This window comes from Halocynthiibacter sp. SDUM655004 (genome assembly GCF_026015885.1).
Lineage (GTDB): Bacteria > Pseudomonadota > Alphaproteobacteria > Rhodobacterales > Rhodobacteraceae > Falsihalocynthiibacter > Falsihalocynthiibacter halioticoli.
Map to the genome: position 1 here is coordinate 681,243 of NZ_JAPDUG010000002.1, position 23,997 is coordinate 705,239.

Annotated in this window: 26 protein-coding genes; 12 read left to right on the forward strand and 14 right to left on the reverse strand. The window is 53.0% G+C overall.

Annotated features, from left to right (window positions below):
* The first annotated feature begins 1 nt into the window (after position 1).
* Complete coding sequence (gene cueR, locus N9C89_RS10995) at positions 2 to 388, forward strand: Cu(I)-responsive transcriptional regulator (protein WP_263953905.1); 387 nt, start codon at positions 2 to 4, stop codon at positions 386 to 388.
* A gap of 116 nt (positions 389 to 504) precedes the next feature.
* A complete protein-coding gene (locus tag N9C89_RS11000) occupies positions 505 to 1,242 on the forward strand; it encodes a Hint domain-containing protein (RefSeq protein ID WP_263953906.1) in 738 nt (245 codons plus the stop codon).
* Positions 1,243 to 1,250: 8 nt separating this feature from the next.
* On the opposite strand, the gene N9C89_RS11005 is transcribed toward N9C89_RS11000, so the two are convergent.
* The 8 genes from N9C89_RS11005 to N9C89_RS11040 all read right to left on the reverse strand — a co-directional run bounded on the left by N9C89_RS11005 (position 1,251) and on the right by N9C89_RS11040 (position 8,299).
* Positions 1,251 to 1,376, reverse strand: a complete 126-nt coding sequence (locus N9C89_RS11005; RefSeq protein WP_263953907.1) for a hypothetical protein — start codon at positions 1,374 to 1,376, stop codon at positions 1,251 to 1,253.
* Positions 1,373 to 2,569 carry a formate dehydrogenase subunit gamma gene (locus tag N9C89_RS11010; RefSeq protein ID WP_263953908.1) on the reverse strand — a complete coding sequence of 399 codons (1,197 nt, stop codon included), beginning with the start codon at positions 2,567 to 2,569 and terminating at the stop codon, positions 1,373 to 1,375. The genes N9C89_RS11005 and N9C89_RS11010 overlap by 4 nt, the downstream gene beginning before the upstream one ends.
* Positions 2,570 to 2,634: 65 nt before the next feature.
* On the reverse strand, positions 2,635 to 3,228 hold the full coding sequence (gene fdh3B / locus N9C89_RS11015; protein WP_263953909.1) for a formate dehydrogenase FDH3 subunit beta: 594 nt from the start codon (positions 3,226 to 3,228) through the stop codon (positions 2,635 to 2,637).
* A gap of 12 nt (positions 3,229 to 3,240) precedes the next feature.
* Positions 3,241 to 6,135, reverse strand: coding sequence for a formate dehydrogenase subunit alpha (locus N9C89_RS11020; RefSeq protein WP_263953910.1), 2,895 nt, complete (start codon positions 6,133 to 6,135; stop codon positions 3,241 to 3,243).
* Positions 6,136 to 6,266: 131 nt separating this feature from the next.
* Positions 6,267 to 6,455: a twin-arginine translocation signal domain-containing protein gene (locus tag N9C89_RS11025; RefSeq protein ID WP_263953911.1), complete on the reverse strand. Its 189-nt coding sequence runs from the start codon at positions 6,453 to 6,455 to the stop codon at positions 6,267 to 6,269.
* A gap of 68 nt (positions 6,456 to 6,523) precedes the next feature.
* The gene (locus tag N9C89_RS11030; protein ID WP_263953912.1) at positions 6,524 to 7,138 is read right to left on the reverse strand and encodes a molecular chaperone; all 615 of its coding nucleotides are present in this window, start codon (positions 7,136 to 7,138) and stop codon (positions 6,524 to 6,526) included.
* A 1-nt stretch (position 7,139) separates the two neighbouring features.
* Positions 7,140 to 7,733: a DUF3306 domain-containing protein gene (locus N9C89_RS11035; protein WP_263953913.1), complete on the reverse strand. Its 594-nt coding sequence runs from the start codon at positions 7,731 to 7,733 to the stop codon at positions 7,140 to 7,142.
* Entirely contained in the window at positions 7,730 to 8,299 is a 570-nt protein-coding gene (locus tag N9C89_RS11040; RefSeq protein ID WP_263954443.1) for a DUF3305 domain-containing protein, read from the reverse strand. The genes N9C89_RS11035 and N9C89_RS11040 overlap by 4 nt, the downstream gene beginning before the upstream one ends.
* Before the next feature lie 352 nt (positions 8,300 to 8,651).
* On the opposite strand from N9C89_RS11040, the gene N9C89_RS11045 reads away from it, so the two are divergent.
* Genes N9C89_RS11045 through N9C89_RS11065 form a run of 5 tightly spaced genes read left to right on the forward strand, consistent with a single transcriptional unit; the run spans position 8,652 to position 13,090 of the window.
* Positions 8,652 to 10,619, forward strand: coding sequence for a 4Fe-4S binding protein (locus N9C89_RS11045; RefSeq protein ID WP_263953914.1), 1,968 nt, complete (start codon positions 8,652 to 8,654; stop codon positions 10,617 to 10,619).
* A 32-nt stretch (positions 10,620 to 10,651) separates the two neighbouring features.
* The gene (locus N9C89_RS11050; RefSeq protein ID WP_263953916.1) at positions 10,652 to 10,837 is read left to right on the forward strand and encodes a DUF6494 family protein; all 186 of its coding nucleotides are present in this window, start codon (positions 10,652 to 10,654) and stop codon (positions 10,835 to 10,837) included.
* 6 nt (positions 10,838 to 10,843) lie between these two features.
* Positions 10,844 to 11,911: an Mrp/NBP35 family ATP-binding protein gene (locus N9C89_RS11055; RefSeq protein ID WP_263953918.1), complete on the forward strand. Its 1,068-nt coding sequence runs from the start codon at positions 10,844 to 10,846 to the stop codon at positions 11,909 to 11,911.
* A gap of 2 nt (positions 11,912 to 11,913) precedes the next feature.
* Positions 11,914 to 12,609 (forward strand): biotin/lipoate--protein ligase family protein, encoded by a 696-nt coding sequence (locus tag N9C89_RS11060; RefSeq protein WP_263953919.1) that lies wholly within the window; start codon positions 11,914 to 11,916, stop codon positions 12,607 to 12,609.
* 1 nt (position 12,610) lies between these two features.
* Complete coding sequence (locus N9C89_RS11065) at positions 12,611 to 13,090, forward strand: DUF6505 family protein (RefSeq protein ID WP_263953920.1); 480 nt, start codon at positions 12,611 to 12,613, stop codon at positions 13,088 to 13,090.
* Between the two features lie 8 nt (positions 13,091 to 13,098).
* Here N9C89_RS11065 and N9C89_RS11070 read toward each other — a convergent pair whose 3' ends face one another.
* From N9C89_RS11070 to N9C89_RS11090, 5 genes are all read right to left on the reverse strand, one after another.
* Positions 13,099 to 13,902: a substrate-binding domain-containing protein gene (locus N9C89_RS11070; protein WP_263953921.1), complete on the reverse strand. Its 804-nt coding sequence runs from the start codon at positions 13,900 to 13,902 to the stop codon at positions 13,099 to 13,101.
* Positions 13,899 to 14,615, reverse strand: coding sequence for an ATP-binding cassette domain-containing protein (locus N9C89_RS11075; RefSeq protein WP_263953922.1), 717 nt, complete (start codon positions 14,613 to 14,615; stop codon positions 13,899 to 13,901). The genes N9C89_RS11070 and N9C89_RS11075 overlap by 4 nt, the downstream gene beginning before the upstream one ends.
* The gene (locus tag N9C89_RS11080; protein WP_263953923.1) at positions 14,609 to 15,313 is read right to left on the reverse strand and encodes an ABC transporter permease; all 705 of its coding nucleotides are present in this window, start codon (positions 15,311 to 15,313) and stop codon (positions 14,609 to 14,611) included. The genes N9C89_RS11075 and N9C89_RS11080 overlap by 7 nt, the downstream gene beginning before the upstream one ends.
* A gap of 102 nt (positions 15,314 to 15,415) precedes the next feature.
* The gene (locus N9C89_RS11085; RefSeq protein ID WP_263953925.1) at positions 15,416 to 16,189 is read right to left on the reverse strand and encodes a 3-keto-5-aminohexanoate cleavage protein; all 774 of its coding nucleotides are present in this window, start codon (positions 16,187 to 16,189) and stop codon (positions 15,416 to 15,418) included.
* Positions 16,186 to 17,502, reverse strand: a complete 1,317-nt coding sequence (locus N9C89_RS11090; RefSeq protein ID WP_263953926.1) for an aspartate aminotransferase family protein — start codon at positions 17,500 to 17,502, stop codon at positions 16,186 to 16,188. Before N9C89_RS11090 ends, N9C89_RS11085 begins: the two co-directional genes overlap by 4 nt.
* Before the next feature lie 108 nt (positions 17,503 to 17,610).
* Between N9C89_RS11090 and N9C89_RS11095 the strand changes: the two genes are divergently transcribed.
* The 4 genes from N9C89_RS11095 to N9C89_RS11110 all read left to right on the forward strand — a co-directional run bounded on the left by N9C89_RS11095 (position 17,611) and on the right by N9C89_RS11110 (position 22,628).
* Positions 17,611 to 18,483, forward strand: coding sequence for a MurR/RpiR family transcriptional regulator (locus tag N9C89_RS11095; protein WP_263953927.1), 873 nt, complete (start codon positions 17,611 to 17,613; stop codon positions 18,481 to 18,483).
* 34 nt (positions 18,484 to 18,517) lie between these two features.
* Positions 18,518 to 19,483 (forward strand): TAXI family TRAP transporter solute-binding subunit, encoded by a 966-nt coding sequence (locus N9C89_RS11100; protein ID WP_263953928.1) that lies wholly within the window; start codon positions 18,518 to 18,520, stop codon positions 19,481 to 19,483.
* 104 nt (positions 19,484 to 19,587) lie between these two features.
* The gene (locus N9C89_RS11105; RefSeq protein WP_263953929.1) at positions 19,588 to 22,197 is read left to right on the forward strand and encodes a TRAP transporter permease; all 2,610 of its coding nucleotides are present in this window, start codon (positions 19,588 to 19,590) and stop codon (positions 22,195 to 22,197) included.
* The gene (locus tag N9C89_RS11110; protein WP_263953930.1) at positions 22,194 to 22,628 is read left to right on the forward strand and encodes a universal stress protein; all 435 of its coding nucleotides are present in this window, start codon (positions 22,194 to 22,196) and stop codon (positions 22,626 to 22,628) included. Before N9C89_RS11105 ends, N9C89_RS11110 begins: the two co-directional genes overlap by 4 nt.
* 39 nt (positions 22,629 to 22,667) lie before the next feature.
* Here the strand turns inward: N9C89_RS11110 and N9C89_RS11115 are convergent, their stop codons facing one another.
* Positions 22,668 to 23,285: a response regulator gene (locus N9C89_RS11115; RefSeq protein ID WP_263953931.1), complete on the reverse strand. Its 618-nt coding sequence runs from the start codon at positions 23,283 to 23,285 to the stop codon at positions 22,668 to 22,670.
* A gap of 270 nt (positions 23,286 to 23,555) precedes the next feature.
* Here N9C89_RS11115 and N9C89_RS11120 point away from each other — a divergent pair, with 270 nt between their 5' ends.
* Positions 23,556 to 23,987 (forward strand): oxidoreductase, encoded by a 432-nt coding sequence (locus N9C89_RS11120; RefSeq protein WP_263953932.1) that lies wholly within the window; start codon positions 23,556 to 23,558, stop codon positions 23,985 to 23,987.
* The last annotated feature ends 10 nt before the right edge of the window (positions 23,988 to 23,997 follow it).

Here is a 23,997-nt window from a genome sequence, read left to right on the forward strand (position 1 = left end):
GATGAACATCAAAGACGCCGCAAAGCTGACGGACCTTACCTCAAAAACAATACGATACTACGAAGATATCGGCCTCGTCAGCCCCCAGCGCCATGCAAACGGGTACCGTGATTTTGACACCAAAGATGTGCACAAACTCGGTTTTGTCAGCCGCGCCAGAGCTCTAGGGTTTTCAATTGAGGACTGCCGAACTCTGCTGGCGCTTTGGGAGGATGAAAACCGTGCAAACGCGGACGTCCGAGCCGTTGCACAAGAGCATTTGGACCTGATCGAAGAGAAAATCGAGAAGCTTCAAGAGATGCGTTCAACGCTCACCAAACTCGTTTCCGAATGCGCTTCCGGCTCTCGTTCGGATTGCCCGATCCTCGCGTCTTTAAGCCCCTCCTGATGCGCCACATTCTCGACAGGTTTTGCGAGATTTGACACAAAGATATCCCAGTCAGACCGCTTTCCGGCTCCAATGTCTGTGCAAAACAGACAGACGCCGAAAAGGGACAAACATTAATGCCGTTCAAAGCCTCCGACTTACTGGCTGATCTCAACGATCAAAACAGACTTCCAGCTAACAGCGACCCAGATATCGCAGGCTTTATTGCCAATCGTTGCAAACGCTCATTTCACCCCGAGCTTCAACAAGGACTTGCTTCGCTCTCTGGACTTGCGGCAGGCACACGAATTCTTACGGATTTGGGACCATCACCAATTGAGAACATCCGGCCGGGCGACAGGGTGCGCACAAAAGCCGGCGGATATGCACAGGTCAAGGCAGTTGGCAAATACGACATCCAGCCAAAAGATATTGCATGCTGCCCGACCTTGCGGCCCATCGTTGTTCCCGCCGGAACATTCGGCAATGTTGCGCCTTTGAAAGTCATGCCATCTGTTGAGTTTCTTATCCAAAGCGAGCGTGCGTGTATTCTATTTGAGACTGGTAAGGTTTTGGTGAATGCTCATTCCTGCCTCGATTATCACGGTGTCGACTTCTATTCTGCGCAAAGGACTTCGGTTTTCCACGTTTTGTCGTTCGACAATGAAGAGGTGATCAACGCAGATGGCGCTTGGGTGTCATCCGGTCCGAGGCTTGCCCGTTCGTCAACACCACACCGCCGCGTTCACTGGATTGGGGAGCCAACACAAGGCTCTGCTTTCTCTGAGTACCGGCGCCTAAGCCGCTATGAAACGCGCCTACTTCTAGGGAGAGCGGCGCGCGGCATGCGGAATGTTAGTTTGAAAGCGGCCTAGCGCGCCTCTTAGTCAAGGCGTACCGACGGACTCGCATACTCTTCTGCGCTCGACTTACCGATTTTCCCGAGAGAGAAGCTGGCGACAACGGAAATCACTGCGATCAAAACTGCTGCGGATGCGATAACTTTCATTTTGCCTCTGCCGTTTCATCTTCATTGGGTTGCTTTTCTTCAATGCTTTCAACCCATAGAGAGTGGTGCTCACGCGCCCATTGCTTTTCAACTTCGCCCGAACCAACCGCCGCAAAGGCGCCTTCCATCCCGACTGAACCGATATAGATATGCGCAATCACGATGGCCATAAGAAAGAACGCCAAAACCGCGTGCCAAAGCTGCGCGAACTGCATGTCCTCTTGGGGTGAGAGCACAGTCGAAATCTCACCATATCCAACGATCTGCGGAAGGCCCGTAGCATTCAGCATCTGGAATAAGGATTCAAACAGCGGAATAGAATGCGGAAACAGGAGCGAGACACCTGTGACCGAGATCGCGCTACCGAACAACACTACCGACCAGAAAATGACCTTCTGACCCGCGTTAAACCGCTTGGCGGGGGGATGTACGCCCTTTTTGAAGATCCCTCCCCCTTGAGCGATCCATTGAAGGTCTGCGCGATTGGGAATGTTGTCTTTGGCCCAAACCACGACGATCATTATCAGCCCCAGTATAAACGCAAAGCTTACGTTGTTGTGGATCCATTTTGAGGCCAGAGCGAGCGTTGCGAAAGCGTCTTTCCCCAACCACGGTATTATCCACATCCGACCGAGAAGTGAGATCAAACCCGTCACTCCAAGCAGAATAAACGATATGCCAAGAATCCAATGTCCCATGCGCTCAATCGTATTGAAACGAAGGATCGTCTCGCCGGTTTTCTCGCCATCAATTCGAATTTTGCCGCGGATTAGATAGAATAGAACAAGCAGAAGGATAGTTCCGAGCAATAGGTAACTTCCAAATGGGGCCAACACGTCACGTCGGAACTCAAGCCACCACATGCCACCGCTTTGGATAACGCTTTTGGCGGCTTCCCCTCCGGTGGAGACCGTCACATTCGCGGAACCATACCGAAGCGCGCGCCATAGGTCCGGATCAGAGGCGCCACCGAGCGTTCCAAGTTGATCGGTGATCGCGGCACCTTCTGTATTTCCTGTGACATCTCGGCGGAAACTATCATCAATGACGATCTTCTGTTGCCGCGCCATGATGTCTTCGAGCGTTTGCGCGCCGCCGGTTGCACTTCTGTCTGTGCTTTGTGCAAAAACGCCCGCTGGCTGTACTATGATCAGCACGAACGAGAGAAGAATTCCAAGTAAAAATCGTAGCATATGCACCCCGAAAAACATCGAGCATGGGCGAACCACTGTCCGCCCTATTGCCATTTTGCGGGTTATCAACCGCCCTTCAATCCGTAGGCAGTTCCCCAGCCCCAAGCTCCGGCACCGAAGCCTCGCGCCACAACACGCTCGCGATAAATTTCGGAAACGGTGTCGCCATCCCCTGCAAGAAGCGCCTTTGTAGAACACATCTCTGCGCAAATTGGCAGCTTGCCTTCGGCTATACGGTTGCGGCCATATTTTTTGAACTCTTCGGTTGAACCATTTTCCTCAGGGCCACCAGCGCAGAAGGTACATTTGTCCATCTTGCCGCGGCTACCGAAGTTGCCTGCCTGCGGGTACTGCGGTGCGCCGAATGGGCAAGCATAGAAGCAATACCCACAACCAATGCACAGGTCTTTGGAATGAAGAACGATACCGTCTTCGTTCTGATAGAAGCAATCTACGGGGCATACCGCCATACACGGCGCGTCCGAACAATGCATACAGGCAACCGAAATAGACCGCTCTCCTGGTGAGCCATCATTGATGGTCACCACGCGACGTCGGTTGATGCCCCACGGCACGTCGTGTTCGTTTTTACAAGCCGTCACACATGCGTTGCATTCAATACAGCGCTCGGCGTCACAGAGAAATTTTGCTCTAGCCATCGTATCTCTCCTTTACGCTGCTGAAATCTTGCAAAGAGTACATTTCGTCTCTTGCATCTGGGTTACGGAGTCATAGCCATATGTCTGAGCGGTGTTTGTACTTTCACCCAACACATAAGGATCGGCGCCCTCAGGGTACTTGCTGCGCAAATCCTCTCCTTCGAAATGGCCGCCGAAGTGGAACGGCATAAAGGCAACGCCCGCGCCAACACGCTCTGTCACCATTGCCATCACTTTGACCTTGGCGCCCTCGGCACCTTCGACCCAAACCTGCTCGCCATCACGAATACCAAGATCATTGGCGTCGCGCCGGTTGATCTCGACAAACATGTCTTGCTGAAGTTCGGCGAGCCACGGATTTGAGCGGCTTTCGTCGCCACCGCCTTCATATTCAACCAGCCGCCCCGATGTCAGGATGATCGGATATTCATTACTGAAATCCTGTTCCTGAATAGAAGCATACATGGTTGGAAGGCGATAAAACTTGCGGTCTTCGTAGGTTGGATAATCCGCCACAAGGTCGCGACGGTTGGTATAAAGCGGCTCGCGATGGATCGGCACCGGATCAGGGAACGTCCAAACCACAGCCCGCGCCTTGGCGTTGCCGAACGGTGCGCACTCATGCTTGATCGCAACCCGTTGAATTCCACCGGAAAGATCGGTTTTCCAATTGGTCTTTGGCCCAGCCACAGCATCGATCGCTGCGCGTTCTTCTGCGGTCAGGTCAGAATCCCATCCAAGGTCCATCAACATCTGCATGGTAAACTCGGGATAGCCGTCTTCGATCTCCGAGCCTTTGGAGAACACCCCCTCTGCCAGAAGGTTGTCGCCATCTCGCTCCACACCGAACCGCGCGCGGAAGGTAAGACCACCCTCTGACACCTTTTTCGACATGTCATAGAGGTTCGGCGTACCCGGATGCTTCATCTCTGCGGTGCCCCAGCACGGCCATGGCAAACCATAATAATCACCATCTGCGGGGCCACCAACAGCCTTGAGCGTCGTGCGATCAAACGTGTGCTGGTTTTCCATGTGAAGTTTGATCCGCTCTGGGCTCTGGCCGGTATAGCCAATCGTCCACAAGCCGCGATTGAATTCGCGCGTAACGTCTTCAATATTTGGCGTTTCTGGATCTTCCATTTCGATATTGCGGAACAAACGATCAGCAAAACCAAACTTATTGGCAAACTTCGCAATGATCACATGGTCCGGCAGGCTTTCAAACAAGGGATCTACGACCTTATCGCGCCACTGAAGACTGCGGTTGGATGCGGTAACAGACCCACGCGTTTCAAATTGCGTACACGCTGGCAGCAAGTAGCATCCGTCAGTGCGATCATGCAGAACAGCAGAAACCGTTGGATACGGGTCGATCACGACCAACATATCCAGCTTTTCCATTGCCGTTTTCATTTCCTTACCGCGTGTTTGTGAGTTCGGCGCATGGCCCCACAACACCATCGCTCGAACGGGATTGGGGTTATCGGTGTTTTCTGAATCCTCCATAACCCCATCGATCCAGCGGCTAACGGGAATACCGATCAGATTCATCAAGTTCTGTTCATTACCGTCATCGCCGGGGGCAGTTGCAAACTGGCCTTTGAGCCAATCGAGGTCTTCATCCCAAACACGCGCCCAATGCGCCCACGCTCCTTCGGCAAGCCCGTAATACCCTGGCAATGTATGAGACAGCACGCCAAGATCGGTTGCGCCCTGAACGTTGTCATGGCCACGGAAAATATTGGTGCCTCCGCCTTCGGTCCCCATGTTGCCCAACGCAAGCTGAAGCACACAATAGGCGCGCGTGTTGTTGTTTCCGGTGGTGTGCTGAGTGCCGCCCATGCACCAAATTACGGTGCCGGGGCGGTTATTGACGAGCGTATGCGCAACGCGGCGAAGCTGTTCGCCCGGTGCGCCTGTCACGCGCTCAACCTCTTCAGGATTCCAGCGTTTCACCTCTTCGCGTATCTGATCCATGCCCCAAACACGCGTGCGGATGAATTCTTTGTCCTCCCAACCGTTCTCGAAGATGTGCCACAGAATACCCCAAACAAGGGCAACGTCCGTACCCGGCCGGAAGCGGACGTATTCATCGGCATGTGCCGCAGTCCGCGTAAAGCGAGGGTCGCACACGATCAGCGGCGCGTTGTTTTCTTCTTTGGCTTTCAAAAGGTGCAATAATGAAACCGGATGCGCCTCCGCGGGATTGCCACCAATGACAAAAATCGCTTGTGAGTTGTGGATGTCGTTATAGCTGTTTGTCATCGCTCCATAGCCCCAGGTGTTCGCAACACCTGCAACCGTGGTTGAGTGACAAATACGCGCCTGATGGTCCACGTTGTTTGTGCCCCAATAGGCAGCGAACTTACGGAACAGATAGGCTTGTTCGTTGTTGTGCTTCGCAGAACCAAGCCAATAAACCGAATCCGGACCGCTCTCTTCGCGGATATTCATCATGCCGTCGCCGATCTCGTTGATCGCCTGTTCCCAGCTGATGCGTTTCCACTCGCCGTTTTCTTTTTTCATCGGATACTTAAGGCGACGCTCGCCATGAGCATGCTCTCGAACAGCCGCGCCTTTGGCGCAATGTCCGCCAAGATTAAACGGGCTATCCCATCCAGGTTCCTGTCCAACCCAAACGCCGTTATAGACCTCGGCAACAACCGTGCACCCAACCGAACAATGCGTGCAAACCGATTTAACAGTTTCGACCGCCTGCGTTGCCGCTGATTGCGCGGTGGCCGGCGCTACAGTTCCGCCCGTTGCCCCAATCGCGGCCAATCCGCCAACAGCCAGACCTGACCCTCGCAAAAATGTGCGTCTGTCGACTGATTTTGAAGCAACCTCAGACAGGATACTTGTCCGAGGAGAACGTCGCGGCGCTCCGTTGGTCTTTTTCCTAAGCATCTTAATTCTCCCTGGCTTGCGCGGCTGATCACGCTTGCTTGGTTATTGTCGCTACCGGCCTGATGATCGCTTTATGGCCAGCTTGTTCCGCGCGGCTTATGTCGTGCGCGGACTTTAGAAGGCACCCTTACCTAGAAGCGGGCGCTGTCAAAATAGGCGCGGGTATGTGCGGTATCTTGCATCAATCCCTTTTCGGCTTTTTCAAGGTTTTCTGCCTCAGCTTCTTTCCCTGTAAGCGCCACTGCCGCAGCAGGAGCCGTTGCCGAAGCAAGCTTCAAAAAATCCCGACGGCTTGCGCCTTTCTTACTGTCTTTCGTCACGGGATAATCCTCCCTATTTGTGGTGCTAGCGCACCGTTATGTTGCGGATCACTCCGCTTTCCGTGGGCTTAAGAACTGCCCAAAAGTCGAAACGCTTCGCGTTCGATATCCATGAATTCGCGCCCAACTGACCCAACTGATGCATAAAGAACTGAGTTCTTTGCACCTTCCAGATCGCTGAAGAAATGCGGAGCCCAAGGGCCAATGTGCCGATTGAAAAATGTTTTCTGACCACCGAGCGAAACAACTGTACCGAATTTTCCGGTTATCATCCCCGCCATCATTTCCATGAGCGACGCAATATTGTCTTCTGGCTCAAATATATTTGGAGCACGCTGCATGCCGCGCGCGGCCATGTCCTGTCGCAGTTTTGCCAATGGCTTTTCGTTCAGGAACCCCGTCAGATAATAGGACGCATAAGGGAGCAACTCTCCGCGACCAAGGCCGATAAACAGATTATTAAACTCACTCTCGACCGCTTTGGGTTTACAAACCTTGGCAACACGCGCCAGTGACCCGATTGCGCTGCCGAGCGGACTCTCATCCCCTTCCAACTGGCTCAGCTGTTTGAGCATCGTTCCATCTGCCGGTCGTGCAAGAACAGCGGCGAGAAAGTTGTACATATCCGCGCGCAAACGGTCTTCTTCGGGAATTTCCAAACCATCATTTAGCGCCATGTTCATATCAGCCCCCTACCCGTTCTTGCGGCTGCTCAACACGAAACCGCATGCGCCGCTTTGGAAGTTCCGTTGGCGCTGCCTCCGAGTTGACTGGCTCTACTGCCTCATTGGATGAAAGAGCCAATTCGGGCTCGGTGCCATCCTCTTCGGCTGCATCGTAGGTATCTTCATCTTCAAGCAACGCGGCAATCTCTGCTTCCTCCGCTTGCTTAGCGACATGCGCGAGCATGCCTTTGCCAACCTGATATGCAGTTTGCATCCCTTCAATCACATTGGCGGAGTCAGTGAAGTCTTCGCCGTAATCGACCAGGCCATCCAAATTCGCGAGTGTCGCGTTGGTTCCCCAGAGTTTTCTTAGGGCTTTGCGCCGAATACGTTCTGGAACCGCCTTGCCCATAAAAGCCGAAAAATCGTCACCAGCCTTCAATGTCTCTGGGTCGGGCAAATCCAACTCTGCCAAGATCTCTGCATCAGATTTTTCCGCAGCCAGTTCTTGTTGACTCGCCCGCTCTTGTTCGATTGCAGCTTCCTGTTCGGCCTCTGCCTCTTTCTGAACAGACCTGATCCGCTCCGACCAGAAATCGCGCCCCGTTGTCATTGCTTGACCTCCACAGCGCCCTTCTGGGCAGTCGTCACGAGCCTTGACTTAACTGAACTCGGCGCACGATACACATCGGCAGTCTGTTCGATCCGCGCGTCGCCAATTCCGTCATCTTTCAAATCTACGCGTTCGTTCCTGCGGCGGCGTTTTACAAAGATTTCTTCTTCATAGTGGGCATCAACAAAATCCCGAACCCAAGCAACGAGCCCTTCAGGCATCGGCACTTTCTCAACCAGCTCTTCACCGCTGTCTGCATAATCCTGCGCTTCATACGGAGAGGCCGTCACAAGCACGATCTCGGGCGGTTCGGATGCTATCTCCTGACGCATAACCACATAGATCGACGGTACACGCGTCGAAAGCCCGTGCTTATAGGATTCCGCATCCGCTCTATGGAGTTCAAGCGGGCGGGTCGCGGCATGAAACTCAACGGTGTCTTCATAGGAGCGAAGCTCACGCCAATTCGCCTCTCCTGATCCGGGCAAAACAGCAACGGCTTTCCAAGCGAATGGAACCCACTTCGTCACACCAGGCACACGCCGAATGACAACGCCAAGGGGCATCACCTGTTTTCTGTGTCGCGCTTCGCTCACTTCTCCTCCGAAATTGAGTTAAAGTATGGATTCAGGCTGTCAAAAAACTCCGCCGGTCTCTTCAATCAAATCGAGTATAACACGGAAAATGAATTGCGATAGCTTTTCGAACCAGCATTGCATCGCGGCAATATTGGCAAGGCCACGAGCAGTTTCCGCGACGAATTCCACGCGCAAAATCAGGTGCAGAACAAACTTACTTTCGCTTTTTCTTGCTCGCTGATTCTGAAAAACTGTTTACGGGCAATGCGTTTCATGCCTACCCTTGCAGAACAAGCCAGCACCGGAACAACCGATCCGGTCGCGAGCAAGAGGAATTGCAATGTCCAAATCATTGTTGCTGTGTAATTGCCTTGGAAGCCAGTCTCTCGACCAAGAGGCACTTTCTGAGAACACCTCCTTTGCTTGCTCTAAAGTCCACAACGAGCTTTGCGGCCGAGAGGCGGAAACAGTAGCCGCGGCCTTGGAATCCGGTGATGTGGCTATTGCCTGCGGACAGGAAAGCGCATTTTTTGCCGAACTCGCTGAAGACCTGAACGTACCCGCTCCGCTTTGCATCGATATCCGAGATCGCGCGGGATGGACGAAGGATACCGCTGCGACCACACCCAAAATGGCGGCGCTATTAGCCGAGGCACTATTGGCCAGCGCTCCTGCAAAAACGATGGATGTTTCATCCGAAGGCCTGTGCCTAATACTCGGCGAGCCGGACGTAACCATTCCAGCAGCAGAGCAACTTTGCGAGGTGCTTGCTGTAACCGTCTTGCTCCCGCCTGATGCCGCGCCATTTCCCGATCAGCGGTTTGATACAGTTGCGGGAACGCTAAAATCTGCGCGGGGTGCGTTTACAGAATTTGAAGTGCAGATTGAGGACCTTCGCGAGCCGCAGAAAGGTGGTCGTGGTGAATTGGATTTTGGGCCCGTGCTTGGGCGCGGCACAACGACATGCGATATCATCCTTGATCTAACCGGAAACACACCGCTGTTTCCCGCGCATGAAAAGCGCGATGGGTATCTTCGCGCAGATCCGAAACACGCGCCCTCAATTGCCTCGGCTATTTTTGACGCCGCGCAGCTTATCGGCACATTTGAAAAGGAGCTCTTCCTTCGCCTGACCGAACCGTTGTGTGCGCATTCAAGAGCGCAGCAAACCGGCTGTAGCAATTGCATTGATATTTGCCCTACCGGAGCGATTACGCCCGCTGGAGATCATGTTGCAATTGATCCAATGGTCTGTGCGGGGTGCGGCTCTTGCGCATCGCTTTGCCCGTCTGGCGCGATTGAATATGAAAGCCCGACGAGCAGCGAGGTTTTTCGGCGGATAGAGACTTTGGCGCGCACATTCCTTGATGTGGGCCTAGAAGCGGGTGGAAAAGCGCCGCGTCTACTTGTTCATGATAATCAGTTTGGAACTGAATTGCTTCGAACTTTCGCGCGATATGGGGATGGCCTGCCAGCCGATGTGATCCCGCTTGAAGTTTCGGCGCTCTCAACATTCGGTCACGCCGAAACGCTTGCTGCTCTTGCAACAGGTTTTGTGGCCGTCGACATCTTGCTCGCGCCGAAAACTGAAACCGAAGCACTAGAACGAGAAGCCTCCACAGCAAATGCGATCGCTTCAAATTCTTCTGTTCGGTTGATTTCTGTGACAGACCCCGACGATTTGAGCGAACTGCTTTATGCCGACACCTCCGCGGTTCCTGAAGTTTCGCCCATTCTTCCACTCGGAAATCGCAGGCAAGTCACCCGCCTCGCGGCCAAATCCCTCAACCCAGAAGCGGACATTATAGAACTGCCAGACCATGCGCCCTATGGCGCAGTTACAGTTGATACAGATGCCTGTACGCTGTGCTTGTCTTGCGTTTCTCTCTGTCCGTCTGGCGCTCTTGGCGACAACCCTGACCTCCCTCAACTGCGCTTTCAGGAAGACGCCTGCCTTCAATGCGGACTTTGCACCAACGTATGCCCTGAAAGCGCCCTTACGCTTGAACCGCGCCTAAATCTCGATGAAAGTGCGCTTTCACAAACCGTGATCCACGAAGAAGAGCCATTTGCCTGCGTCAGTTGCGGGGAGCTGTTTGGCGTGAAATCCACAATTGAGAAAATCTCGGAAAAGCTAGCAGGCAAACACAGCATGTTCGCCAGTTCCGAAGCCGCCCGCATGATTCAGATGTGCGACGACTGTCGTGTCAAAACTCAAATGCATAGCGCAAACAATCCATTCGCAGGAAAAGAGCGCCCCCCCGTGCGCCGCAGCGAGGATTACTTCAGCAAACGCAAGGATCATTAATCAATTTTCAATACACATTCTAAGGAGCAACAATGAGCGACGATTTCAACATGTCGATCCGGAAATTTCTGAAGCAAGTTGGGGTAACGTCCCAGCAAGCAATCGAAGAGGCCTTAAGGAACAGTGACAAAGGCAAAGGCCCATTTAAGGCAAAAGTTGTTCTTACAATCGACGAGATCGAATTGGTCCACGAAGTTAATGGCACGATTGAAGGCTAATCCAAAGTGACCCTAACCCGAGAGACCGTTCTTGCGGCGCTGAAATCTATCGAAGACCCAATCTCAGGCAACGATATCATCGAAGCTGGCCTAGTTCGGGCGTTGACGGTTGAACCCGAACAAGTTCGTTTTGTGCTTGAGGTAAGCGGAAGCGCTGCAGCAGAATACGAAGACGTACTCAACCGCGCGAAAGAGGCCGTTGAAAACCTCGATAGCACGCAAAGCGTCTCTGCGGTCATGACCTCTCATAGCACCCCGAAAACCCCGCCAGACCTCAAACCAAACCACCGCGCAGAGCCAAAAGGCCCAGAACCGATTCCTGGCGTGAATAACATAATTGCCATCGCATCCGGCAAAGGCGGTGTTGGGAAATCAACCGTTGCGTCCAACTTGGCGTGTGCGCTCGCCGCAAAGGGGCGAAAGGTTGGCCTACTTGATGCGGATGTTTACGGCCCTTCGCAACCACGCATGCTCGGCGTGTCTGGGCGTCCGGCCTCTCCGGATGGCAAAACGATTTTGCCCATGCGGAATCACGGGGTTACGATGATGTCGCTCGGCCTCATGACCAATGAGGATCAGGCCGTGGTGTGGCGCGGCCCTATGCTGATGGGCGCGCTTCAACAAATGCTGGGGCAAGTTCAGTGGGGCGCGCTGGATGTTCTGATCGTCGATCTCCCCCCTGGCACAGGGGATGTTCAGATGACCCTTGCCCAGAAAGCCAAGCTAACCGGCGCGATCGTTGTTTCAACCCCACAGGACGTCGCGCTCCTAGACGCGCGGAAGGGCATCGACATGTTCAACCAGCTCGGCACACCGATCCTTGGTATGATCGAGAATATGTCCACGCATATCTGCTCCGCTTGCGGGCACGAAGAGCATGTTTTCGGGCACGGTGGCGTAAACGCAGAGGCGGCCAAGCTTGGTGTTCCTCTATTGGCCGAGATTCCGTTGCATATTGATATTCGCCTTGCCGCAGACGGCGGTGCGCCGATTGTTGTTTCCAAAGCAGGGAGCAGCCAAGCGAGCGCATTCCTAAGCCTTGCCGACCAGCTTATCGAGACAGGCGTGGCCTAAGAATGGTGCAGTTTCCTCCGCTCATGTCCGGTATCGAAGTGCCTCCTATGGGTGACGCATTCAAAGCGGCACAGGCTCACGCAGCACGCGGATGTGATGCAGGACTAATTGCTTATTCAATGACTCCAGATGAGCTTTCCGCTGCCATTGTGTTCGCCCCTGAAGTTCCGCTCGTAGAAGCAATGGTTATGCTTCCAACTTGTGGACTCGGTTTTCAAAACGCCCTCGGAGCGCTTGCCCCCCCGGAGGTTGCGCTTCATCTTGCTTGGGACGGGCGCTTCATACTCAACGGTGCCAAGTGCGGAGGGCTGCGCGCTGCTGCGTCAAACTCTGATCCTGCTCAAACACCTGACTGGCTCGTTGTTGGACTATCCGTTCCGATTTGGCCCTCTTCAGGCGAAGGCGGAGAAACACCGGACACGACCGCACTGTTTAACGAGGGGTGTGCCGAGATTGATATCGAACAACTCCTTGAAAGTTGGGCAAAGCACACTTTGGTCTGGGTCAATCGGTGGGAAGAAGAAGGCACCCAAGCCATTCATAGCGCTTGGAGCGGGCTGGCTTGGAAGATGGGAGACCAGATCGACATGAACGGGGAAAGCGGAATATTTCAGGGTGTAGACGAGGATTTTGGCATGCTTTTCAAAACGTCTGATACGATCAAACTCTTTCCACTAACTGCTGTATTGGAGAGCTAAAATGCGACTTGCACGCGTGATCCATCTTGATGAGAGCGACCAAAACGTATTCCACAATCCAGCACGTACAGGGGAATGGTGTGTCTCTGGCGGGTTCGAGTTTTCAAACTGGAGCGAGGGCGATCTTACAGGAAAGTCGCGTCAGGCCTTTGCCAACGGGTGGCTTGGATTGGAAACATTCGGTCGCGCAACCTTCGTTGCAGTTGCCGAACTGAGCGAGGCAGAGCGCGACGCTCTCGAGCGAAGTTTGGCGCAACATTTTGTCGAGATTTACGGCGCTCCATCTCCGGAAGCGGCAAGCAAGGTCGCCGCCGAAGAAATCGCGTTTATGCAAGATTTATGCGCCGACCACGCGCCGAACACGCTTCTAACGGTGTCTCGCGAATTGACTGAAGCTGGCGTCAAAGAACAATTCCGCAAAATCGAACCTCAAGACGCGGGATTAGAACAATTTGCCATCCATGGCTCTGTTGACGATTGATCGAATAGCTACCGCGTCGCGTTGAATGTAAAGAGTTGCTCTCCGTTTATCTGGTAGCCGTCAATCAATGCTTCAGCCTCTTCACTCACCAGCCATTCTTCAAGCTTTTGAGCACCCTCGGCGTTTACATGGCTGTGGCGCTCTGGATTAACCGGCAGATACGCATATTGGTTAAACAGGAGCGGATCACCAGAGAACAAAAGCGCCAGCCCTTCCTTGTTTCCGAAATTGAGCCAGCTTGCACGATCAGACATTGCATAGGCACCCATCCCAGCCGCCGCATTCAATGTCGCGCCCATTCCCGCCCCGACCGCTCGATACCAATCACCAAACTGCTCTAGATCAAACCCGGCAAGCTGCCAAAGCGCGCGCTCTTTTTTGTGCGTGCCGCTTTCATCTCCGCGACTGACAAACAACGCTTGGTTGGCCTTAATGCTTGATAAGCTTTCAGCCGCGCTTTCTGCGTTTCCGACACCCGCCGGATCCTCTACCGGGCCGATGAAAACAAAATCATTATACATTATTTCACGCCGATGCCTGCCAAAGCCCCCATCAACAAAGGCTTCTTCCGCCTTTTGGGAATGTACAAGAATGGCATCAACATCACCTGCCTCACCCAGATGAATTGCTTGCCCCGTGCCAACCACCAAAAGCTGTACGTTTAGTCCGGTATCCTTGGCGATTTCGGGCAGCAAAACATCGGCGAGTCCCGAGTTATGAAAAGAGGTTGTTACAGCAAGGCGCAAATCTTCTGCGAGTATCGGTACAGCCGAACAAATTGAAAAAACGGCGCTTAAAACCAGATGCTTCATTCTACAATATCTCCTCTCAAAAATTGCTCGGTTTCTGGAGTGGCCGGAGAATTAAAAAAATCTTGTACGGGTGCACATTCATGAATTTGGCCTCCAAGCATAAAAATCACATCATCCGCGAGTCTTCGGGCCTGCCCCATATCGTGGGTCGACATAACAAGCCGTGTGCCGTTTGATTTTGCGTCCTGAAGCACCCCCTCGATAACGCGCGTGGCTTTGCCATCGAGATTGGCGCAAGGCTCATCCAGAAATAACACTTCCGGCTCTCGGATTAGCGCCCGCGCAAGGGCCAGCTTTTGCTTCTCCCCTCCCGAAAGCCGCGAAGCACTTTGTTGAAGGCGAGACCCAAGCCCAACTTTCGCAGCCCAGCGCGCCGCAGCCTCGTTTGCTTCCTTTCGGGATTTTCCGGCTAGTGTAAGTGGATATGCCAAATTGTCTAAAACGCTGCGGCGCATAATGATCGGCGATTGGAACACAAACGATTGCCGCTGGCTCGCCTCTTTAAACGCTTGCGCCCAACTCAATCTCCCTTCGGAGGTGCGCTCTAATCCATGCATCATTCTAAGCAAAGTGGTTTTGCCAGAGCCGTTTGGACCGATCACGATAGTCGTCCCTGCTCCTGCAAGCGTATAGGTTACAGGCCCAACAATTCGCCGCCCGCGTTTTGAGACAACGACCTCCTGTAGTTCAAGTGGAAGGATCGAGTTTACCATCTCCCCTCCCTTTCTGTGCGTGTTAGCCAATGGATCGCCACATTTACCGAAATCGCCAAGCCGATCAGCACAAATCCAAGGCCAAGCGCCAACGAGAAATCTCCCTTGCTGGTTTCAAGCGCAATTGCTGTGGTTAAAACACGCGTTGCATGGTCGATATTGCCGCCCACAATCATAATAGCGCCGACTTCCCCGATCGCTCGGCCAAATCCAGCGAGTGAGGCCGTTAACAGCGCCCTGCGCCCATCCCAAACGAGGGTTTTAATCCGTTGGTGTCGTGTGGTGTTTAGTGAGATCAAAAGATCATGATACTCTGCCCAAAGTTCGCGCAAGCTTTGATGGGCAATAGAGGCAATCAGCGGTGTAATAATAATCACCTGCGCGATGATCATGGCGGACGGCGTATACAAAAGCCCCAAAACCCCGAATGGCCCAGATCGTGACAGCAGCAAGTAGACAAACAAGCCAACAACAACTGGCGGAATGCCCATAAGCGCGTTCAACACAGCAATCGCGAGCCGCCGGTGGCGGAAGCGGCGAATTGCAAGCCATGCGCCAAAGGGCAGCGCGATCAATGAAGAGATAACAAGAGCAGACAGCGTAACCTGAAGCGAGCGAAGCGTAATCTCGACCAGATCGCTATCAAGCGTGACCAGCAACAAAAACGCCGCTTTCAACCCTTCAAGAATCTCGCCCATTCATTCTCGCGTTCAAAAACCAAACAATCTATTCGGCAAGTGTTAGAGAATTTCCAAGCGATTGAAAGCACTTGTATTCATTTCGCCAAAGAAATGCGCCGTTCAGCTGTTTTCTCGAAGCGCCTGGACGAGCTCTCGCACCCGCTCCGCATTATCCAACGCGAGGCTTCCGTCGCGGTTCCAGAAAGAATTCTCAAATCCAATTCGCAGCTTGGCCCCATGTGAATGCGCCGCAACCAAACAATCGGTTTCAGCCCGACCAAACGCACAGACCATCCAATCGGGCATTTCCTCGAATTGCCGCATTTCCTTAAGAATTGGATCAAGCAATTCAGGTGAAGAGCTATTCTCATCGCCATATTTCCCAAGCACCCAAAGGAGTTGCAAATTGGGCGACAGGAGCAGCTCCAATGAAAGCGTCTGACGCAAAAGTGCCAGATCGTCTATGGAATACAAAATATGCTGCACCGTGATACCAGCGTCCGCACATTGATCGTAGAAGCGGCGTGATATCCGTTCGTCTTGACGGCCTGCGATTTCGCGAATGGACACCGAGACAAGCTCGCAGCCTGAACCAAGGGCAACATCCATTTGTAGCGGCGGTTCGTATTTTCCGGCAGCTTCAGTCGTGATCTGGACCGTCATCGCGGGGACACGAGCATGTAGTTCCGTGATCGCCTCTCTATATGCGCCCGCATCGAGTAAGTGCGCGCCCTCTTCATCCCGAAGGTGGAAATGCAGACCGTCAGCGCCTGCTTGAGCGCAGGCCTCTGCGCAATCAAGAACTTCCGATAGTGTAATTGGCACAGCGCTATGAGCATCTTTGCCGTGTCGCGCACCATTGGGGGCCACCATGATCTCTGGCAGCATGGTCATAGAACTTCCGCGAAGGTTGCTCCGAGCTTGTCAGTGATTTCGGTTATATGCTCATCTGTCAGGATAAACGGCGGCGCAAGAAGCACGTGATCTCCGATACGTCCATCGACCGTGCCGCCCATTGGATAACACCCCAAACCGTTGGCGAAGGCCGCTTTCTTGATTTTCGCATTGATTGCCAGTTCAGGTGCAAAAGGAGACTTGGTGTCTCTGTCTTCTACAATTTCCAGCCCTTGGAACAGCCCGCGGCCGCGAATGTCACCGATATTCGGGTGTTGCCCGAAAGAGGCTTTCAGAGCCGCATTTAGCTTTTGTCCCATGTCAGCGGAGCGTGCTGCAAGCCCAGTAGTGAGCTTATCGACAACGACGTTTGCGGCGGCGCAGGCGGTCGGGTGCCCAACGTAAGTATGGCCGTGCTGGAAAAAACCGGTGCCCGCTTCAATTGCCGCGTAAATTTCTGCTGAACACAGCATGGCACCTATAGGCTGATACCCAGCGCCAAGCCCTTTCGCAATTGTTACGATATCCGGCCGAATGCCTTCCTGCTTGTATGCAAACACGCTTCCTGTTCGCCCCATCCCGCACATGACCTCATCAAGGATGAGAAGAATCCCATATGTGTCACAAATTTCGCGGATGCGTTTGAAATAGCCCTCAACAGGTGGAACAGCGCCCAATGTTGCCCCAACAACCGGCTCCGCAACGAATGCGATAACGGTTTCCGGCCCAACGCGCAGAAGCTCTTCTTCAAGTTCATTGGCCACGCGCTGGCCGTATTCAAACGCGCTTTCCCCATCTTGCTGCCCCCTATATGCGTAACAAGGGGAGATAAGCGAGGTTTCAACCATCAGCGGGGCGAAGGGCTCTTTGCGCCATTGGTTGCCGCCGGTTGCAAGCGCTCCGAGGGTATTTCCGTGGTAACTCTGACGCCGCGCAATAAACCGGCGGCGGGTGCTCTCTCCTTTTTCAAGGAAATATTGGCGCGCGAGTTTCAGCGCCGCCTCAACAGCTTCAGAGCCGCCAGAAACGAAGTAAACGCGCTCAAAATCCCCATCCGATGCGGCCACGAGCTTGTCGGCCAACTGTTCGGCGGGCTCGGATGTAAAGAAACTTGTATGCGCATAGGCCAACGACTCAGCCTGCGCTTTAATCGCTTCAATCACATCGGGATCGCCATGACCGAGACAGGACACCGCCGCGCCACCTGACCCATCAAGGTATTTTTTCCCTTTATCATCAAATAGGTAAACTCCCTCTCCACGCATTGCAGTTGGATAGGAGTGCTTCGTGTGACGGTGGAAAACATGGGACATAGCGCGCCTCCGCAGCGAAATGAGATGCGCCAACTTGAAACAGATGAATCATTTGTTGACAAGAGATGAAACGAGTGAGAATGTCTCAAAACCTCGGGGGGAGGAATTTTGAGCGAAGCTTTCGATATAAAACTTGCGTCTGCTTACGATGGGTTAAGCGCGAAACTTAAAGTCGCCGCAGACTTTGTTGCGCAGCACCCCGTCGATGTGGCTACGCGCTCGCTGAGGGCGATTGCGCAGGAGAGTGAGCTTGCTCCGGCAACATACTCCCGACTCGCACGCGCTCTCGGGTATGAGAGTTTCGAGGCACTGCGCGATGTGATTCGGCTATCGATCAATCGACGCGTAAGCAGCTTTTCTCAACGTGCCGAAAAACTTCAATCTGAAATTGGCTCCCGCGGGCCGGACAACTATTTGGCCGCCTATCGGGACGCCTGCGTCGATAACATTCAGAGCTTCGCCGCCTCGGTCGACCCCGAGATTTTGGCCGAAACGGTAGAGCAGCTTCACAACGCCCGACGCGTCCTTGTTCTTGGTGCACTTGGCTCGACCGGGATTACAGAACACATGGCTTATGTAGCCAATTTTGTAAGCCCCTCTTGGACGCTGGGTGGCCGAATGGGCGCCTCACTCGGAAGCGGACTTGAAACACTTGATCAGGAAGACGCGGTAATTATCGTTACAAAACCGCCCTTTGCACCGCGCATCATCCGAGCCGCTGAACTGGCGCGCGAACGCGGAGCAAAGGTCATCGTTATTACCGACACTCACAAATGTCCGGCATTGCGATATGCGACAACTGCCTTTATCGTCCCCTCAGACGGACCACATTTTTTCACGTCCTACACGGCCACATTATTCTTCGTGGAGACTATTGTCGGAATGCTTGCCAGCCAAGGTGGAGAGGAAACACGCAATAGAATTGCTGCTGTTGAAAGTAACAACAGGCGCCTTCACGAAGTGCGCGATGCAGAGGCCTAACTTTTTCAACTCAATCATAAAAGGGAGAAAACTTATGAGAAAAATCACCACAACTTTGGCCAGCGCCGCAATTGCGGCCACGATGGCTCCGGCAGCTTTTGCCGAAGAGTTCATCACCATTGGTACCGGCGGCGTGACCGGCGTTTACTACCCAACGGGTGGCGCGATCTGTCGCCTTGTAAACAAAGGCCGCAAAGAGCACGGCATCCGCTGCTCTGTCGAGAGTACAGGTGGTTCGGTGTACAACATCAACACAATTCGCGAAGGCGAGCTTGAGTTCGGTGTTGCGCAGTCTGACTGGCAGTACCACGCGTATAATGGTTCGTCCCAGTTCGAAGAAGCCGGGCCATTCGAAGGCCTGCGCGCTGTATTCTCTGTTCACCCAGAGCCGTTTACAGTTGTTGCACGTGCTGACGCCGGCATCACAAACTTTGATGATCTCAAAGGCAAGCGCGTCAACATCGGCAACCCAGGTTCCGGTCAGCGCGGCACAATGGAAGTGCTGATGGGCCAAAAAGGTTGGGCTATGAGCGACCTTGGCCTCGCAACAGAGCTTAAGGCTGCCGAGCAGTCTGCTGCGCTCTGTGACAACCAGATCGACGCGATGGTTTACACCGTTGGTCACCCATCCGGTTCCATTCAGGAAGCAACAACAGCATGTGACTCCGTGCTCGTAACTGTTGACGGCGACGCAGTTGAAGAACTGATCGCGAACAACTCCTACTACCGCCACGCCACAATCCCTGGCGGAATGTATCGCGGCAACGATGAAGACGTGAACACATTCGGTGTGGGCGCGACCTTCGTGACATCAGATGCTGTTTCCGAAGAAGCGGTATATGCGGTTGTATCTTCTGTCTTTGACAACTTCGAAGACTTCAAGAACCTTCACCCTGCCTTTGCGCATCTGAAGCCTGAAGATATGGCAACTGCCGGTCTTTCCGCTCCTCTGCACCCTGGTGCTGAGAAGTACTACCGTGAAAAAGGCTGGATTAACTAATCCACGCATTTTCAGAAGGGCTGCCTATGGGCGGCCCTTCTTTGTTTTTAAGGTAATTTAAGATCAAGCCGCGCGCAAAAAGCTGGCAGATCAGGGAGAGTGACATGGCCGAAACCGACAAACAAAATCGACCGTTAAGCGAAGAAGAGCTACAGGATCTGGTTAGCTCCTCCGACGCGGGCGCCCGAAATCCGGCAGGAAGTGTTGGAACGTTCCTTGCAATCGTGGCGATCACTTGGTCGGTCTTTCAGGTCATTCTCGCATCCCCGCTGGCAAACCAGCTATTGCCAGGATCGGTCATCAATAACTCACGCCAAATTCACTTGGCGTTCGCTATCTTTCTCGCCTTTATGGCGTACCCCGCCTTCAGCAAAAGCCCACGAGATTACATTCCGATCCAAGACTGGATCATGGGTATCGCTGGCGCTGGTATCGCGATGTATGGCTATATTTTCTATACAAAAGTCGTCAATTCCGGCGGACTTGCCGACGACGTAGACAAATGGTTTGCGCTGGCAGGACTTCTTCTGTTGTTTGAGGGCGCACGGCGTGCGCTTGGGCCAGCAATGGCAATTATTGCGATTGTCTTCCTCGCCTATGTTTTTTTCGGTTCATCCAGTTGGGTTCCCGAAGTTATCCAATGGAAAGGCGCTTCGCTCAAGAAAGCCATGAGCCACATGTGGATTACATCCGAAGGGGTGTTCGGCATTGCGCTCGGTGTTTCGACGAAATTTGTGTTTCTCTTTGTGCTGTTCGGCGCGCTGCTCGATAAAGCAGGCGCGGGCAACTACTTCATCAAAATGGCGTTCGGTGCACTTGGCCACCTCCGTGGTGGCCCTGCAAAGGCCGCGGTTGTCGGGTCTGCTGCAACCGGTCTTATTTCCGGCTCTTCGATCGCCAACGTAGTAACAACCGGCACCTTCACAATCCCCCTGATGAAGCGCGTTGGTTTTACCAGCGAAAAAGCGGGCGCGGTTGAAGTTGCAAGCTCGGTGAATGGCCAAATTATGCCGCCAGTGATGGGCGCAGCCGCGTTCTTGATGGTGGAATATGTGGGCATCTCTTATGTCGAGGTGATTACCCATGCCTTCTTGCCAGCAACGATCTCATATATCGCGTTGGTTTATATCGTGCATCTGGAAGCAGTGAAAAATAACATGCCCACGATCGGAAACCGCGATGTCCATTTGGCGCGCACGTTGGTCGGCATGTTCGGGTTCTTCGCTGTTTTCGCAGGTCTGTGCTATGGTTCACAATTTCCCGTTGAAGCTGTGACCGCGTGGCAGCCAAGTTTCGCAGGGTTAATCATGTCGGCGATCGTTGTGGCTATTTACCTTGCTCTGATCAAACTCGCGGCTTCCGTGCCTGATCTAGAGCCTGACGATCCCAATGCCGAAGTTGTCGAATTGCCTGTTGTCGCGGAAATTTACAAAGCGGGCCTCTACTACCTCCTACCGATTATCGTTCTGGTTTATTTTTTGATGATCGAACAGAAGTCCCCTGGCCTCTCTGCGTTTTGGGCAACCTTCCTGCTCTTTTTCATTCTACTAACTCAGAAACCGCTCAAGTCGATCTTTCGCGGTGAGAACGATATGGCTAACGCGTTCAAGGATGGCGTAGTTGACCTGCTACAAGGCCTCATCGACGGCGCGCGCAACATGATCGGCATCGGCCTTGCTACGGCAACCGCTGGCGTGATCGTTGGAACGGTTACTCTGACTGGCGTCGGGCAGGTTATGGCCAATCTGGTGGAATTCCTGTCTGGCGGCAACCTACTAATCATGCTGGCGATGGTTGCTTTGCTCTCTTTGGTGCTGGGAATGGGCCTACCGACAACGGCGAACTATATCGTTGTCTCATCGCTTATGGCTGGCGTTGTCGTTCAACTTGGTGAACAGAGCGGCCTTTTTGTTCCTCTTATCGCAGTGCACCTCTTTGTATTCTACTTCGGGATCATGGCCGATGTGACCCCACCCGTGGGGCTTGCGAGTTTTGCAGCTGCGGCGGTTTCCGGAGGGGATGCTATCCGCACCGGCTTCATTGCCTTCTTCTATAGCCTCCGGACCGTGGCGCTGCCCTTCATGTTTATCTTCAATACAGATTTGCTGTTGATTGATGTCTCACTTGCTCAAGGGATACTGGTCTTTGTGATCGCCTCGATTGCGATTTTGGTCTTTACGGCAGGAACTATGGGGTTCTTCCTCACCAAGAGCCGAATCTACGAAAGTCTGCTCTTGGTCTTCGTTGCGTTTGCCTTGTTCCGTCCTGATTTCTTCATGGATCGGCTACAACCTCCACTCGTAACAACGGAGGCCAGTGCATTCTCAGAAACGCTAGGGGCCGCACAGGTCGGAGACCAGCTTCGCGTTCTTGTCGAAGGCCCGGACTACAACACCGGAGAGCCAAAGAGTTCGACACTTCAGGTCGACATCACGACCGATGGCGATGCCGATAGCCGCCTTGAAGAGTTCGGGTTTATGTTGATGGAGGATAACGGTCAAATCCTGATGGAAGAGCCGATGTTCGGCAAACCTATCTCCGATTCCATGGCCAACTTTGATTTCTACGCAGATATGCCAGTGACAATCACCGCCGTTCAGGTGCCACAGGAACAGATGCCTAAAGAGATCATCTTTATCCCTGCCCTCTTGCTGCTCGGTCTCATCGCCTTGCTGCAACGTGGTCGCATGACAAAACAAGGAGTACCAGCATGAGTACGACAATCCTTTGCGCTGTCGATATCAGCAACGAAAACCGCGACATCCACGTCCTACAGGAAGCGCTAAGACTGGCAGGGCTGCATGATGATGCACAGCTTGATGTCATTACTGTCTTGCCCGACTATGGAACGAGCTGGGTCGGCAGTTTCTTTGAGAAGAAGCATCATGACCAAGTGGTGAAAGAAGCAAAGAAACACCTCAACGCCCTTGTTGAAGCCGCGCTCGGGAGCGATGTGAACGCCAAAGTTCGGCACATCATCGCGACCGGAACGGCCTATGAGGAAATCCTCAAAACGGCCGAGCTCGACAAATCAGATTTGATTGTGATCGGCGCGCATAAGCCTGACTTCAAAGATTACCTGCTGGGCCCGAACGCCGCGCGCGTCGTGCGGCATTCGCGCTGTTCGGTTTTTGTTGTTCGGTAGTTGGAAGTTTGATCGGGTCGAAAACCCAGATCGCTGACGCTAAAACAACCCCGCGTCGCGTGCAATCATCGCGGCGTGGGTTCTGTTATTCGCCCCGATCTTACGGCACAGGTTTTTCATATGCAGCTTGATGGTGACTTCCTGTAACTCAAGATCGCGCGCGATCTCCTTGTTTGCCAACCCCTTACACAGCCCTTTCAGAACCTGATACTCTCGTTCGCTCAAGTTGCGAGCAAGCGGGTGCTCGCGCCGCTCATCTATCGGCGCATTCATAAAGTCATTCGGAACATAAACTTCGCCCGACGCCATGAATCGGACGGCGTTGATAAGCGATTTAGCTTGCATAGTTTTTGGAATGAAACCGACTGCACCAGCCTCAAGCGCAAGCTTGGCCACATCACGATTGGCAACACCAGACATTAGCGCAACGGGGCACCCTCGCGCCTGCTTCAATACCGTTGAAACGCCTTCTAGACCAACTAATCCAGGCATGCTGAAATCAAGCAGGATCAGATCAAAAGGATTGTTTGTTTCTATGGTCTTAAGCGCAGATTCGTACGTGGCCGCCGTAGATACATCGATATCTTTCTCGGACGCAAAAAGCGCAGACATAAGGTCCAGAACCATAGTGTGGTCATCGACAATCAAAAGCCGCAAAACAGATCGTTCCTAATGCTATTATTTACAATTCAAAGGTTGAAGCAGATTGATGGCATAATTTCGGCATTCAAAAAAATCTACAAATTCCTATACAAAAGTATAAGACACTATCCCAAATTGACGCAACGCCAGAATAAAATTTCGCTAAGGTCTTATTAATTGAAAATGGAACTGTAGTTAATGATTTTTCAGAAATTACTTCCTTCATTTTGCTTCGCCCTAGCGCTCACACTCACGGGATTACCCAGCGCATCGTCCGAAAGCAACGTGGAAGAAGAGAAAATCGTACTAACAGTTTCGGGGCGAGCACAAAGCACTGATCAAGGGGAGAATGCGTCGTTTTCAATCACTTCGCTCCGCGCACTCCCTTCAGAATCTTTCAAAACTTCAACAGTTTGGACAGAAGGCATACTGGAATTCAAAGGCGTTTCGCTTTCCGTTGTTCTTGATGAAACAGGCCTTTCTGGCGGCCGTCTATTTGCGACTGCCGCGAATGATTACAACGTAGAGATTTCAATTCCCGAGCCGGGCTCCAAGTACCCGATTATAGCATATGAGCTTAACGGAAATCCGATGAGCTTGAGGGAAAAAGGCCCGCTTTGGATTGTGTTCCCCTATGACCATTCCAAAGACTATCAACTCAAAACCATTTATGCCGAAAGCGTTTGGCAATTGGAATCACTTACATTTGAAGAGTAAGCTTCGGCAG